This is a genomic window from Pseudomonas sp. FP1742 (assembly GCF_030687145.1).
Taxonomy (GTDB): domain Bacteria; phylum Pseudomonadota; class Gammaproteobacteria; order Pseudomonadales; family Pseudomonadaceae; genus Aquipseudomonas; species Aquipseudomonas frederiksbergensis_D.
Window position 1 is genome coordinate 4,691,752 of the sequence record NZ_CP117460.1, and the last position, 14,616, is coordinate 4,706,367.

At 60.8% G+C, this 14,616-nt stretch carries 13 protein-coding genes and 1 pseudogene; 9 read left to right on the forward strand and 5 right to left on the reverse strand.

The annotated features are described in order from the left end of the window. Positions 1-126 precede the first annotated feature (126 nt). Positions 127-675 carry an RNA polymerase factor sigma-70 gene (locus PSH64_RS21195; protein WP_105343374.1) on the forward strand — a complete coding sequence of 183 codons (549 nt, stop codon included), beginning with the start codon at positions 127-129 and terminating at the stop codon, positions 673-675. Between the two features lie 148 nt (positions 676-823). Here the strand turns inward: PSH64_RS21195 and PSH64_RS21200 are convergent, their stop codons facing one another. The 3 genes from PSH64_RS21200 to PSH64_RS21210 all read right to left on the reverse strand — a co-directional run bounded on the left by PSH64_RS21200 (position 824) and on the right by PSH64_RS21210 (position 3,448). Beyond that, positions 824-1,837, reverse strand: coding sequence for a GNAT family N-acetyltransferase (locus PSH64_RS21200; RefSeq protein WP_305478560.1), 1,014 nt, complete (start codon positions 1,835-1,837; stop codon positions 824-826). A 99-nt stretch (positions 1,838-1,936) separates the two neighbouring features. Beyond that, positions 1,937-2,731, reverse strand: coding sequence for an ABC transporter substrate-binding protein (locus PSH64_RS21205; RefSeq protein ID WP_105343438.1), 795 nt, complete (start codon positions 2,729-2,731; stop codon positions 1,937-1,939). 90 nt (positions 2,732-2,821) lie between these two features. Beyond that, positions 2,822-3,448, reverse strand: a complete 627-nt coding sequence (locus PSH64_RS21210) for a TetR/AcrR family transcriptional regulator (protein WP_105343370.1) — start codon at positions 3,446-3,448, stop codon at positions 2,822-2,824. Positions 3,449-3,626: 178 nt separating this feature from the next. Between PSH64_RS21210 and PSH64_RS21215 the strand changes: the two genes are divergently transcribed. The 8 genes and pseudogenes from PSH64_RS21215 (at position 3,627) to PSH64_RS21250 (ending at position 12,490) form a co-directional block, all read left to right on the forward strand. After that, complete coding sequence (locus tag PSH64_RS21215) at positions 3,627-5,429, forward strand: acyclic terpene utilization AtuA family protein (RefSeq protein ID WP_305478564.1); 1,803 nt, start codon at positions 3,627-3,629, stop codon at positions 5,427-5,429. 12 nt (positions 5,430-5,441) lie between these two features. Beyond that, a pseudogene (locus PSH64_RS21220) lies at positions 5,442-5,579 on the forward strand (2,4-dienoyl-CoA reductase); the annotation flags it as partial. Positions 5,580-5,731: 152 nt separating this feature from the next. Continuing rightward, a complete protein-coding gene (atuC, locus tag PSH64_RS21225) occupies positions 5,732-7,348 on the forward strand; it encodes a geranyl-CoA carboxylase subunit beta (protein WP_105343364.1) in 1,617 nt (538 codons plus the stop codon). A gap of 133 nt (positions 7,349-7,481) precedes the next feature. Further along, the gene (atuD, locus tag PSH64_RS21230) at positions 7,482-8,639 is read left to right on the forward strand and encodes a citronellyl-CoA dehydrogenase (protein ID WP_305478566.1); all 1,158 of its coding nucleotides are present in this window, start codon (positions 7,482-7,484) and stop codon (positions 8,637-8,639) included. Beyond that, entirely contained in the window at positions 8,636-9,433 is a 798-nt protein-coding gene (locus PSH64_RS21235) for an enoyl-CoA hydratase/isomerase family protein (RefSeq protein WP_305478568.1), read from the forward strand. Before atuD ends, PSH64_RS21235 begins: the two co-directional genes overlap by 4 nt. A 116-nt stretch (positions 9,434-9,549) precedes the next feature. Then, positions 9,550-11,511: an acetyl/propionyl/methylcrotonyl-CoA carboxylase subunit alpha gene (locus tag PSH64_RS21240; RefSeq protein ID WP_305478570.1), complete on the forward strand. Its 1,962-nt coding sequence runs from the start codon at positions 9,550-9,552 to the stop codon at positions 11,509-11,511. 71 nt (positions 11,512-11,582) lie between these two features. After that, positions 11,583-12,131 carry an exonuclease domain-containing protein gene (locus tag PSH64_RS21245; RefSeq protein WP_105343355.1) on the forward strand — a complete coding sequence of 183 codons (549 nt, stop codon included), beginning with the start codon at positions 11,583-11,585 and terminating at the stop codon, positions 12,129-12,131. A 74-nt stretch (positions 12,132-12,205) separates the two neighbouring features. Then, complete coding sequence (locus tag PSH64_RS21250) at positions 12,206-12,490, forward strand: pyrimidine/purine nucleoside phosphorylase (protein ID WP_105343353.1); 285 nt, start codon at positions 12,206-12,208, stop codon at positions 12,488-12,490. Positions 12,491-12,560: 70 nt separating this feature from the next. Here the strand turns inward: PSH64_RS21250 and PSH64_RS21255 are convergent, their stop codons facing one another. Together PSH64_RS21255 and PSH64_RS21260 are read right to left on the reverse strand one after the other, a co-directional pair. After that, positions 12,561-13,364, reverse strand: coding sequence for an MOSC domain-containing protein (locus tag PSH64_RS21255; RefSeq protein ID WP_305478573.1), 804 nt, complete (start codon positions 13,362-13,364; stop codon positions 12,561-12,563). 136 nt (positions 13,365-13,500) lie between these two features. Further along, positions 13,501-14,436 (reverse strand): chemotaxis protein CheV, encoded by a 936-nt coding sequence (locus PSH64_RS21260; protein WP_030132292.1) that lies wholly within the window; start codon positions 14,434-14,436, stop codon positions 13,501-13,503. Positions 14,437-14,616: the final 180 nt, after the last annotated feature.

Below are 14,616 nucleotides of genomic sequence, written 5' to 3' on the forward strand. Positions count from 1 at the left end.
GTGGAGCATTAATTCTCTTTCTCAATTGACAATCATTATCATTCAACATAATTTGTCGCTCGATGTGTAGGACGGCTTCACCCCCCTTGTCGTCCCACAACCCTATTTGCAGCAAGGTGATTTCCAATGACGGAACAAGTATCCACAAGCAGGTGCGATTCACCGCTACTTCAGGCCTTCGTCGACAACCGAATGATTCTGGTCAAGATTGCCGCCCGCATTACCGGCTGCCGATCCCGTGCCGAAGACGTGGTGCAGGATGCGTTCTTCCGGTTGCAATCGGCGCCGCAGATCACGTCGTCAATCAAGGCGCAGCTCAGCTACCTGTTCCAGATCGTGCGCAACCTGGCCATCGATCACTATCGCAAACAGGCGCTGGAGCAGAAGTATTCGGGCCCGGAAGAGGAAGGCCTGAACGTGGTGATCCAGGGCGCGTCGCCGGAAACCTCGCATATCAACTTCTCGACCCTGGAAAACATTGCCGATGCGCTGACGGAGCTGCCCAGCCGCACCCGTTACGCCTTCGAGATGTACCGCCTGCACGGCGTGCCGCAAAAAGACATCGCCAAGGAACTCGGCGTCTCACCGACCCTGGTGAACTTCATGATTCGTGATGCGCTGGTGCATTGCCGCAAGGTGTCGGGCAATCGTGCGGATACCTTCGCCCGTCGCTGAAATTTGCGTCGCTCCATTCGCGAGCAAGCCCGCTCCCACATTGGACCTTCTGTGAACACACCATTTGTGGACACCGCAGATCTACTGTGGGAGCGGGCTTGCTCGCGAAGGCTGACTCAAGACCGCAACAGACCTTGAGCCATACCCCTCAGGCCAACGAACACCGATCAAAAAACCGCTCACGCCCCAGCATCATCAGCGCCGCGCGCTTGTGCGGGAAGTCGAACTCTTTTTCGCAGTGAAAACACTGATTGTGCAGATGCCCGATCATCTTCGCGTTGTCGGCGCGAGGCTCGGCGACCACCCGTTGAGTGCGCGGATCATCGAGAAACAGGTAGTGCACCAGCGCCGATAACCAACTCGCCACCTTGTGCGGGCCACGGTGATCTTCCTCACCCACCAGCATGTGAATGCCACGGTCGTAATCGCCGGCATCATAGAACGGCGCAATGCGATCTTCCTTGGCCCAGTAGGCTTCGAAGTAGGCAAACGGCTGATCATCGAAGCAACCGATCAGAGTCAAGGTGTGCGGGTCGGCTTCGAGCTTGCCGAGGTATTCCCGATGCTGCTCGAGACTGCCCTCCTCCTGCCAGAAACTCGCGACCCGCGGGTTGTTCTGCCAACGATTGAAGCGCGCCAGATCCTGCTCGACTTCTAGCGTACGCAGGGAAACCCACGCACCGAGCCGCGCATCGAAGCGTCGATAAACCTCACCACGGGGTTTCACTGCACGCAGGGGATGGCGTTTGCCGTCACTGATGACCATCTGCTGTGGATAGCTACCGGTCAACGACTCACCCAGCCAAGGCTGAGGCAATTGCCAGAACAGCGTGCGTTCACAGCGATACTGACCGTTGATGTCGGTGGGGATCAGCAACCCGCTGAGCAAGGCTTCGGTGGGCACTTCATCCAAGTGCCAGGTCAGACGCTGACACTGCGCATCACGAGCAAACAGCCAATAACAGGCTGCCCAGAATGCTTGACCGTCAGGACGGCCGAAGCGCTCCTCCAGCCGCAGATTCAGCTCAGGCTCGCGGGTCAGCCGCAGTTCGATCAGCGGCTGCCCTTCCAGGCTGAGGCTCAGGCGACTTGTGGTTTCATCGGCTACAAGACGGTTGCCTGACGGCAAGGCCAGGGCGGTCAGGTCATTCAGATGGGACATGGGTCGGGCTCACGATAATCGTCGACAGTTCAACGATGTGACGTGAGCCGGGGCAGAAAATTTAAGCGCGGTCGGCAATTACGCCACCCATGGCACGTTTCAGTGCTTGCCCACCGGCACCAGGGCAATTTTGTAAGGATCGAAAATCTTCAGCATCTGGCCGTTGTTTCGCAGGCCTTGCAGCAACTTGCCGAATGCTTCGCCAGTAATCGGCGCTTGCGGGCGAATCAGCGCGTAATGGTGATAGACCTGATCGATGCGTTGCGACACCAGCAACTGCTCACCGACTTTTTCGTTGCGCAGCAGGTAATCGCTCAGATAGGAGCGTGTCACCAAGGCAATGTCGGCACGTCCACGCAGCACCATCAGCAGGTTGCTGTCGTGGGAATAGGTCAGCGTGGCGTTGTAGGTGTCGGCCAGATACTTGGGATCGGCGTTGAAATTGGCAAACTCGTAGTGATAGCCGCTGTACAGCGCCAGGCGCTTGCTCGCCAGATCCTTGAAGTAGTTCTCATCGCGACCGGGTTGCTTCTGCGCGACAAAGATTTCTGCATCTTCCAGGCCCATGTCGACGTCGGTATGCGGAATGTCCTTCCAGCCCCACTCCGGGTTCTCGAAAATTGCCATATCGACCCGGCCTTCCTTGAAGTCATTGAAACGCCGGGGAATCGAGGTGGGTACCAGCACAAACTGATAATCGGTTTGCAGCTGATTCAACGCTTCCACCAGTTGCGGCAACAGACCGGTGTCGGCACCGGACTCCGGGCGCACGGTATAGGGTGGAAAATGCGCGGCACCGACCCGCACCAGTTGCGCGGCCTGAGACGGCAATACCCAGCACACTGCAAGCGCCGCCAGCAAAAGCCGTGACGCTGTTCGAATTGGCGAAGACATCAAAACAGCCCACTCCCCAAAAATAATCATCAATGCATTCAAGCTAGGCGGTTTCGCCAACTTAGCCAGTTTCTTGCCGAGATAGACGGCTCACTGCCGCTCTTCGAGCACCAGAATCAGTGCTTGCTCGGCCAATTGATCGAGGCTCATGTTGCCATCGGCACGAAACCAGGTGGTGGTCCAGGACAACGCGCCCGTCAGGAAACGGCGGGTGATGAACACATCGCCACGGATAAAACCGGCGTCCTTGGCTTCACCCAGCACCTGCAGCCAGATGGCTTCATAAATATCGCGCAATGCCAGCACCTGCGCCTGACCTTCCTCGGACAGCGAACGCCACTCGTACACCAACACCGCCATGGCCTCGCCGCTGCCGCCCATGATCGACTGCAATTCGCAGCGAATCAACGCCAGCACCCGCTCGCGCACACTGCCCGCCTCGGCCAGCGCTGCGCGCATCAATGCGGTGTTGTAGCGAATAGTCTCCTCCATCACGGCCCGCAGGATTTCGTCCTTGCTCTTGAAGTGATGAAAAATACTGCCTGACTGGATGCCCACCGCACCGGCCAGATCCCGCACGGTGGTCCGTTCATAACCTTTGTTGCGAAACAGGTGAGCGGCCACTTGCAGCAGTTTGCCACGGGCGCTGTCGGGATCGGTCAATTGGCCGCTGTCGACCAATTCGCGCATCACCCTCAGGGCTTTTTGCTCGTCCACCCGTTCTCTCCTACAGTCGATCAATCAAATGCGCCGCCACCCGCTAAAACAACGGGGTTGCGCGGGCAATTTAAGCTGGCGGGGACGACCAAGCAAGCGCTTGGGAAGAAGATAGTTCAGGCGTTTACAAACCAAGCGCTTGCTTGGTAGTCTCGAGGCACTTCTGTCGGAGGTGGTTATGGAATTGGCTGCGCCCAAGACAATCCGCATCGGTTGCGCCAGCGCGTTCTGGGGCGACACCTCGACCGCCGCCGCGCAACTGGTGGAAGGCGGACGGCTGGACTATCTGGTATTCGATTACCTGGCCGAAATCACGATGTCGATCATGGCCGGGGCGCGGATGAAAGATCCTGCAACCGGCTACGCCAGCGACTTCATCGAAGTCCTCAGCCCCCTCCTCGACCAGCTCGCAAAACAACAGATCCGGGTGATCAGCAATGCCGGCGGGGTCAATCCCCGGGCGTGTGCCGCCGCCCTGCAAGCGGCCTGCGACAAGGCCGGGGTGGCGCTGAAGATTGCCGTGCTGTCGGGTGATGACCTGCAGCCGCAGTTCAAACACCTGAACAGCCTGGGTATCCATGAGATGTTCAGTGGCGCGCCCCTGCCACCGATGTGCGTATCGACCAACGCCTACCTCGGCGCACCAGGCATCGTCGAAGCCCTGCGCCTGGGTGCCGACATTGTGATTACCGGGCGCGTGGTCGACAGTGCCGTGGTCAGCGCCGCACTGGTGCATGAGTTCGGCTGGTCGTGGCACGACTACGACAAACTCGCCCAGGCCGCACTGGCCGGGCATCTCATCGAGTGTGGCGCCCAGTGCACCGGCGGCAATTTCACCGATTGGCGCGATGTGCCCGACTACGAACACATCGGTTTTCCGATCGTCGAAGTCCGTGCCGACAGCCAGTTCATCGTCAGCAAACCCGAGGGCTCCGGCGGCCTGGTCACGCCCCTGACGGTGGGCGAGCAGATGCTCTATGAAATCGGCGATCCGCAGGCCTATTTGCTGCCCGATGTGGTGTGCGATTTCAGCCAGGTCAAACTCGTGCAACAAGGCAAAGACGCGGTTCAGGTGCATGGCGCGAAAGGCTTGCCGCCGACCGCTCAGTACAAAGTCAGTGCCACCTATCCGGACGGTTTCCGTTGCACCGCCAGTTGCCTGATCGCCGGGATCGATGCCGTGGCCAAGGCCCGACGGGTCAGCCAGGCGATCATCGACAAGACTTCGGAAATGTTCAGCCAGCGCGGTTGGGCGCCCTACAGCGAGGTGAACATCGAACTGCTGGGCAGCGAGGCCACTTACGGCCCCCACGGCCAGCGCCAGGACAGCCGTGAAGTGGTGATCAAACTCGCCGTGCACCATCCAAGCAAACAGGCCTTGATTCTGTTCTCCCGGGAAATCGCCCAGGCTGCCACCGGCATGGCGCCGGGGCTGACCGGAATCGTTGGCGGACGGCCGACGGTGTACCCGTTGATCCGGCTGTTTTCGTTCCTGATCGACAAAACCGCCTGCACCCTGGCCATCGACTTCGCCGGCGAGCGCCATCCGTGCGCCCTGCCCGCCCTCGATGCACTCGACCCGGCGGACTTGCCACTACCGTTCGATCCGCCCCAACCCGCAGAACGCGCCGACGCCAGCGTGGCCCTGATCAAACTCGCGGTGGCGCGCTCCGGCGACAAGGGCAATCACAGCAACATCGGCGTCATGGCTCGCCACCCCGACTACCTGCCGTGGATCGCCGAAGCGCTGACACCGGAGGTGATCGTCGACTGGATGAGCCATGTCCTCGACCCGATCCACGGGCGCGTCGAACGCTGGTATTTACCCGGCACTCAGAGCTTTAATTTTCTTCTGGAAAATGCACTCGGCGGCGGTGGCGTGGCCAGTCTGCGGATCGATCCGCAAGGCAAGGCGTTCGCCCAACAGCTGCTGGAGATCCAGATCCCGGTGCCCCGGCGCATCGCCGATCAGTTCAATTAGAGGACTGTCGCCATGGCCTATGACTCGATTTTCAAACCCGACCTGTTCGCCAGCCAAACCATCATCGTCACCGGTGACGGCAGCGGCATCGGTCGTTGCACCGCCCACGAGCTCGCGGCCCTCGGTGCGCACGATGGGCCATTCGGGCGCGGCTTCACCAAGACCGCTGCGTTCGAATGGGACTACGCCGGGGTGCGGGTCAACGCGGTCACTCGTACAACGGCTTTCACCGCACCTATTTACCCGAGGTACTTCGACTCGACGCCTCCAAACCAGACGAGCTCAAAGACAAGGAATAACCCATGCCGGTCATCCAGTCCCAGACAGACCCGTTCAGCGAACCGTTCGCCCGCAATCGGGCGGCCATGCTGGCCGGCATCGAGCAGGTCCGCCAGCTCGAACAGAACCTGCTGAATAAAGCCGCCGAAGCCAAACCGAGGTTCGACAAGCGCGGGCAATTGCTGCCCCGGGAGCGGCTCAATCTGTTGCTCGACCCCGGCGCACCGTTCCTCGAACTGGCGAGCCTGGCCGGCTACAAGCTGCACGATGACAAGGACGGCAGCGCGGCCGGCGGCGGTTTGATCGCCGGGATCGGTTACGTGTCCGGGGTGCGGGTGCTGGTGGTGGCGAACAACAGCGCGATCAAGGGCGGGACCATTTCCCCCAGCGGCCTGAAAAAGTCCCTGCGCCTGCAGCAGATCGCCATGGAAAACAAACTGCCGGTGATCACCCTCGCCGAGAGCGGCGGTGCCAACCTCAATTACGCGGCGGAAATTTTCGTCGAAGGCGCGCGCAGCTTTGCCAATCAGGCGCGGATGTCGGCCATGGGCTTGCCGCAGATCACCGTGGTCCATGGCTCGGCCACGGCGGGCGGTGCTTATCAGCCGGGGTTGTCGGATTACGTGGTGGTGGTGCGCGGCAAGGCCAAGCTGTTTCTCGCCGGGCCGCCGTTGCTTAAGGCCGCCACCGGTGAAGTCGCCACCGACGAAGAACTGGGCGGTGCCGAGATGCACGCGCAAACCGCCGGTACCGCTGAATACCTGGCCGAGAACGATGCCGATGGCGTGCGCCAGGTGCGCGAGATTGTCAGCCTGTTGCCGTGGAACGATCAATTGCCGTGGTTGCCGGAGCGTCGATGGGAAGAGCCGCTCTACCCCATCGACGAGCTGTTGGGGCTGATCCCCGATGATCCGAAAAAGCCTTACGACGTGCGTGAAATCATCGCGCGGATTGCCGACGCTTCGAACTTCCTCGAATTCAAAAGCGAGTTCGATCAGCAGACGGTGTGCGGGCATTTGCAGATCCAGGGTCGAGCCTGCGGTTTCATCGGCAACAACGGCCCGATCACGCCCAAAGGCGCGAGCAAGGCCGCGCAGTTCATCCAACTCTGCGACCAGAGCCAGACGCCCCTGCTGTTTTTCCACAACACTACCGGCTTCATGGTCGGCACCGAGTCGGAACAGCAAGGCGTGATCAAGCACGGCGCGAAAATGATTCAGGCGGTGGCCAATGCCCGAGTGCCTAAGCTGACAATTGTCGTCGGCGGCTCCTACGGTGCCGGCAACTATGCGATGTGCGGCCGTGGCCTCGACCCGCGCTTCATCTTCGCCTGGCCCAACAGTCGCACCGCCGTGATGGGTGGCGCCCAGGCCGGCAAGGTGCTGCGGATCGTCACCGAAGCCAAGCAGCTCAAGGACGGGTTGGTACCCGATCCGAAAATGCTCGACATGCTGGAACAGGTCACCGCGCAGAAACTCGACAGCCAGTCCACGGCGCTGTATGGCAGCGCCAACCTGTGGGACGACGGGCTGATCGATCCACGGGATACCCGCACGTTGCTTGGATACTTGCTGGACATCTGCCATGAAGCCGAGGTTCGGGCTCTGCAACCCAACAGCTTCGGCGTCGCGAGGTTTTGATTGATCGTTCCCATGCTCTGCGTGGGAATGCAGCCCGGGACGCTCCGCGTCCCAAAAGCGGACGCGGAGCGTCCATAGAGGCGTTCCTTTGCTGCGCATGGGAACGATCGGGTTCGACAGGAGAACTATAAAAATGATCTTCACCCAGGAACACGAAGCACTGCGCCGCACCGTCCGCCAATTCGTCGATCATGAAATCAATCCCAACGTCGATGAATGGGAAAAGGCCGGGCGCTTTCCGATCCATGAGATCTTCCGCAAGGCCGGTGAGCTCGGTCTGCTGGGAATTTCCAAACCGGAAAAATTCGGCGGCATGGGCCTCGACTACAGTTATTCGATTGTGGCTGCCGAAGAGTTCGGCACCATTCATTGCGGTGGTATCCCGATGTCCATCGGCGTGCAGACCGACATGTGCACCCCGGCCCTGGCGCGTTTCGGCTCCGATGAACTGCGCGAAGAATTCCTGCGACCGGCGATCACCGGCGAGCAGGTCGGCTGCATCGGCGTTTCCGAAGTCGGCGCCGGCTCCGACGTCGCCGGGCTGAAAACCACCGCCCGCAAGGACGGCGACGACTACGTGATCAACGGCAGCAAGATGTGGATCACCAACTCGCCGAGCGCCGATTTCATCTGCTTGCTGGCCAACACCTCGGACGACAAACCGCACATCAACAAATCGCTGATCATGGTGCCGATGCACAGCCCTGGCATCAGCCTCAGCTCGCATCTGGACAAACTCGGCATGCGCAGCTCGGAAACCGCCCAGGTGTTTTTCGACAATGTGCGCGTGCCGCAACGCAACCGCATCGGCCACGAAGGCGCCGGGTTCATGATGCAGATGCTGCAGTTCCAGGAAGAACGGCTGTTCGGCGCGGCGAACATGATCAAGGGCCTGGAGTACTGCGTCGACAGCACCATCGAGTACTGCAAGGAGCGCAAAACCTTCGGCAATGCGCTGATCGACAACCAGGTCATCCACTTTCGCCTGGCCGAACTGCAAACCGAAATCGAATGCCTGCGGGCGCTGGTCTACCAGGCCACCGAGCAATACATCACAGGCCAGGACGTCACCCGCCTGGCCTCCATGGCCAAACTCAAGGCCGGACGACTGGGCCGGGAAGTCAGCGACAGTTGCCTGCAATATTGGGGCGGCATGGGCTTCATGTGGGACAACCCGGTGGCCCGGGCTTACCGCGATGTGCGGCTGGTATCGATCGGCGGCGGAGCCGACGAAATCATGCTGGGGATCATCTGCAAACTCATGGGCATCCTGCCGGGGAAAAACAAATGAGCACCCTCCCCGTCTGTCAGACCCTGTTGCTCGACCTGCATACCGGCGTGCTGCACATCACCCTCAATCGTCCGGACAGCCGTAACGCCATGAGTTTGCAGATGGTCAGCGAACTGCGTGCGGTGCTGGCGGCGGTGCGGGATAACCGGCAGGTTCGCGCGCTGGTGATCGGCGGTGCCGGCGGGCATTTTTGTGCCGGCGCCGACATCAAGGACATGGCCAACGCCCATGCCCAAGGCCAGACCGCCTACCGCGACCTGAACCGTGTGTTCGGTGCGTTGCTGCAAGAGGTGCAACACGCGCCGCAAGTGGTGATTTCGGTACTGCAAGGCGCGGTGCTCGGCGGCGGCTTCGGCCTGGCTTGTGTCAGCGACATCGCGATGGCCGATCATCAGGCGCAATTCGGCCTGCCGGAAACCAGCCTCGGCCTGCTGCCGGCGCAGATCGCACCGTACGTGGTGCAACGCATCGGCCTGACCCAGGCCCGTCGCCTGGCCCTGACCGCCGCACGCTTCGATGGCACCCACGCGCGGCGCATGGGGCTGGTGCATTTTGTCGAGCATGACCCGCAGGCCCTGGCCGAACGCCTCGATGAGGTGTTGGCCCATGTGCTGTGCTGCGCGCCGGGGGCGAATGCGGCGACCAAAAAACTGTTGCTGACGAGTGCCGGACAGCCCTCGGATGATCTGCTGGATCAGGCGGCCGAGTGGTTCAGCGAAGCGGTGACCGGGGCTGAAGGTGTCGAGGGGACCATGGCTTTTGTGCAGAAGCGTAAACCAGGGTGGGCGCCATAAAAGCATCGCGGGCAACCCCGCCCCCACAAGGATCTGTGTCGTTCACAAAATCCTGTGGGTGCGGGCTGCCCGCGATGGGGCCATCACATTCACTGCAAAAACCAAGGGAATAACCCATGCCCGCCTTCAGCAAAATCCTGATCGCCAACCGCGGTGAAATCGCCTGCCGCATCCAGCGCACCGCGCAAAACCTGGGCTACCGCACCGTCGCGGTGTTCAGCGATGCCGACGCCAATGCCCTGCATGTGCAGATGGCCGACGAAGCCGTGAACATTGGCCCGGCCCCGGTGCAGCAGTCTTATCTGAACATCCCGGCCATCATCGATGCCGCCCGGCGCACTGGCGCCGACGCAATCCACCCCGGTTACGGCTTCCTCTCGGAAAATTCCGGTTTCGCCCTCGCCTGCCAGCAGGCCGGTATCGTCTTCATCGGCCCCAGCCCCGAGGCCATCGAGCTGATGGGCAGTAAACGGCTGTCGAAACTCGCCATGATCAAAGCGGGCGTGCCCTGCATCAAAGGCTATCAGGGCAGCGAACAGGACGACGCCACCCTGCGCCGCGAAGCCGAGCGCATCGGCTATCCGCTGATGATCAAGGCCAGTGCCGGCGGTGGCGGTCGCGGCATGCGCCTGGTACATGGCGCAGGTGAACTACTGGAGCAAATCCGCACCGCACGCTCCGAAGCCTTGCACGGGTTTGGCAGCGACGAACTGATCCTCGAACAGGCCTTGATCGATCCGCGTCACGTCGAGGTCCAGGTGTTCGGCGACCGGCACGGCAACCTGATCCACCTGGGTGAGCGCGACTGTTCGATCCAGCGTCGCCACCAGAAAATCATCGAAGAAGCCCCCTGCCCGGTGATGACCGTCGAGTTGCGCCAGGCCATGGGCGAAGCGGCACTCAAGGCGGGACGCGCGGTGAATTATGTAGGGGCCGGCACCGTGGAATTCCTGCTGGATGCTCACGGCCGGTTTTACTTCCTGGAGATGAACACCCGGCTGCAAGTGGAGCACCCGGTGACCGAACTGATCACCGGCCTCGATCTGGTGGCCTGGCAGTTACACATCGCCGAAGGACAACCGCTGCCACTACGCCAGGAACAGGTACAACTCAACGGGCATGCCATGGAGGTACGCCTTTACGCAGAAGACCCGGCCCAGGGATTTGTACCGCAAACCGGGCGAATCGTGGCCTGGGAACCCGCGTTGCAGGGCGGCGTGCGGATCGACCATGGCCTGATCGAAAGCCAGACCGTCAGCCCGTTCTATGACCCGCTGCTGGGCAAGCTCATTGCCCATGGTGCCACCCGCGAAGAAGCCCGGCGTAAATTGCTGCGGGCGGTGCAAGACAGCGTGTTGCTGGGCGTGCAGAGCAATCAGCGTTTGCTCACCCATCTGTTGGAACACCCGCAGTTCATCAGTGGCGAGTTCAGCACCGGGTTCATCCCCACGTACTTCGCCGACCATCCCTGCCTGCACCCTCATGCACCGAGCCCCGACGAGTTGGCCATCGCCGCGGTGCTTTTTTATCAAGCATCAGCGCAGGCTCACCCCGCCCCGCTAGCCGGTTGGCGCAACAATGCCAGCGTACCGCTGCACTATCGGATCGGTCTGGAGGATCAAGACTGGCCGGTGGAGCTACACGCGCAACCCGGCAAACCCTACCGTGCCCAGGTCGGCGACCGGATTCTCGAAGTGCAGCTCATCCGGTGCGACGGACACTGGGCCACCCTGGAAATCGATGGCATCCGCCAACGCCATGCCTATCGCCTGGAAGCCGGGCAACTCTGGTTATTCACACGCCCCGGCAGCTTGCTGTTGGGCGATCGGACCCAGGCGCGGGTCAGCGGCCAGGCCAGCGTCAGCTCCGGCACGCTCAAGGCGCCGATGGACGGGGCGATTGTGGATGTATTGGTCAGCGAGGGCAGTACAGTCAGCAAAGGGCAACTGCTGGTGGTGCTCGAGGCGATGAAAATGGAACATCCGCTCAAATCGGGTATCGACGGCGTGCTCAAACGCTTGCAGGTCAGGGTCGGCGATCAGGTAAAAAATCGTCAGATTTTGTTGGAGGTCGAATAAGCCGCTAGGCGGATCCGCCGGGTTTGGCTACGCTCAAGCCCTATCAGGACGCGGATACCAGGAACCCTGCGATGCCTCACTGGTTGGTCATTGATCTGGAAGCCACCACCGATGAGGGTGGCTGGCCAGTAACAGAAATGGAAATCATCGAAATCGGCGCCACCCTTGTGGACCGCAAAGGCCGGGAACTGGATCACTTCCAGTGCTTCGTGCGCCCGTTGCGTCGGCCCTTGCTGACGCCGTTTTGCCGGGAACTGACCCACATCACCCAGGCCAATGTCGATACCGCGCAGCCTCTGGGCGACGTCTGGGTTTCGTTCGAACGCTGGCTCGGCCAGCATCTCTCGAACCTGGAAGGCTGGGCGAGTTGGGGGGATTACGACCGCAAACAACTGCTTCAGGAATGGCAGCGCCTGCAACTCGACAGCGCCTTGAGCCGGGTGCCGCACATGAACCTCAAGCAACGCTTCGCCAAAGCCTGTCGACTGGAGCGCCCGCTGGGGCTTAATGGCGCGCTGCAACTGGCAGGCCTGCAGTTCAACGGTCAGCAACATCGGGCACTGGAGGATGCGCGCAATACCGCGCGCCTGTTACCGCTGATTTTCCCCGCCAATCCTTGAGTGCGGGAGGTGACGCCTATCGACACCTTGTGCATACTGGCCGGCCCTTTTCAGCCCTTTTCGAGGAACCGCCCATGTTTAAAGTCAACGAGTACTTCGACGGCACCGTCAAGTCGATCGCCTTTGGCACCGCTGAAGGTCCGGCGACCATCGGCGTCATGGCACCGGGCGAATACGAATTCGGCACCAGCCAGCGCGAAATCATGCACGTGGTGTCCGGAGCCCTGACCGTCAAACTGCCAGAGAGCAACGACTGGCAAACCTTCGCCGCCGGCAGCCAGTTCAACGTGCCCGCCAACAGCAAGTTCCAGTTGAAAGTGGCCGTCGACACCGCTTACCTGTGCGAATACCGCGGCTAAACCCGAGGGTTTTCACTGCAAAAAAAAGCGCCCGTGTCCAAGGACACAGGCGCTTTTTGTTCAAGAGCAGTTATTCGAGGATCGTCACGGGCATGCCGACTTCGAGGCGGCCGTTACCGTCATTGACCAGGTTCTGTCCAAACATCGCGCCGTCTTCCTGGGCCCGGTACTTCTGCAAGGTCGCCAGAGGTTCACGGTCGTCGTTGCGCTCGCCGGTTTGCGGGTCGATGGTGGTCAGAATGCAGCGTGAGCAGGACTTGACCACGCGGAACTCGACATTACCTATACGGATGCGCTTCCAGCCATCTTCGGCATAGGCCTCGCTGCCCTCGATCACCAGATTGGGCCGAAAGCGCAACATCTCCAGCGGCCGGCCGACCCGTTGCGACAAGTCTTCCAGCGACGCCTGACCAATCAGCAACAACGGAAACCCGTCGGCAAAAGCCACCTGATCGTCGTCCTTGCCGTAGCCGGCCTGGGTGGTCCGCGCGCGATCGAGCGGCACTTGCACCAGACGAGTCGGCTTGCCGATGAACTCACTGACCCAGGCTCCCGCCGCATCCCCGGCATCGGGAACACGCAAAGTGTCGCGCCAGATGGTCACGCCACGTAATTCAGCGTCGCTGGCGGGCAAGGCAATATCGATCGGTGAATGGCCTGGAGCACTGAGGGTCAAGCCGCCGTCAGCATTCCACAACGCCGACAGCTGACTCATTTTCGCCACCGCGCGCTGGGTCAGAAAACGCCCACTGGCCTCGTCCACCAGCATCCAGCGCCGGTCGCCGTCCAGCCCCAGCTTGTCCAGACTGACCTGACTCAGGCTCTCGCCCTTGCCGGATTTCAACGGAAAACGATAAAGCGCGCTCAGACGCATGGCCAGCTCCCTGGTGGCTAAAAAAAGCCACCCTATACGAGCTTGATCGCCGAATCAAAGGCCCAGTGGCGGGGCTTGCCCCCGTTGGGCTGCGCGGCAGCCCCAAACCCTGCCACCGCACTCTTCCAGTTCGCTATCAGGCCGGAACTGCATCGAGCATCAGGCGCTGGCGCACCACGTCGACGAGTTTGTCGGGCTGGAATTTGGAGAGGAAGTTGTCGCAGCCGACCTTCTTGACCATCGAATCGTTGAAGCTACCCGACAGCGAGGTGTGCAGGACTACATAAAGGCCGCGCAAACGGGGGTCGTTGCGGATTTCGGTGGTCAGGCGATAGCCGTCCATTTCCGGCATTTCCGCATCGGTAAAAATCATCAGCAATTTATCGGTCATGACTTCCCCCGTATCGGCCCAGGCCTTGAGCATGTTCAGCGCCTTCAAGCCATCGCTGGCGATGTGCATCTTCACGCCCAACTGACCCAGGGTGTCGCGCAATTGCGACAGGGCCACGTTCGAGTCATCCACCAGCAGCACTTCACGGCCGCGGGCACGCTCCAGAACCGGATCGTCGAGCTTGTCGCGCGAGACCTTGGCGTTGTAAGGAACGATTTCGGCCAGGACTTTTTCGACGTCGATGATTTCCACCAACTGATCGTCGACCTTGCTGATGGCGGTCAGGTAATGCTGGCGACCGGCACTGGTCGGCGGCGGCAGAATGGCTTCCCAGTTCATATTGACGATGCGGTCCACGCCACCGACCAGGAATGCCTGCACCGAGCGGTTGTACTCGGTAACGATGATCGTACTGGTCGGGCTCGGCACCAGCGGACGCATGCCGATGGCCTGGGACAAGTCGATCACCGGCAATGTCTGGCCGCGCAGGTTGACCACACCACAGACAAAAGGATGGCGCTGCGGCATCAGGGTCAGTTTCGGCAATTGCAGCACTTCCTGGACCTTGAACACGTTGATCGCGAACAATTGCCGTCCTGCCAGCCGGAACATGAGAATTTCCAGGCGATTCTCACCCACCAGTTGCGTGCGTTGGTCTACCGTGTCGAGAATGCCGGCCATCAATGACTCCTGGGCTTGTTCTATTGAATTCACTAAAGAGAGTTATCGGCTGTTTTTGCCGGACCTTGACCCCCAGACAAAATGCCACGATCAAGCATTGATGTCACATTAACATCATGCTTTACTGCCCCCCATGATTTCATCTGCCTCATACCCTGCCGCGCGACCTTGGTTTGCACG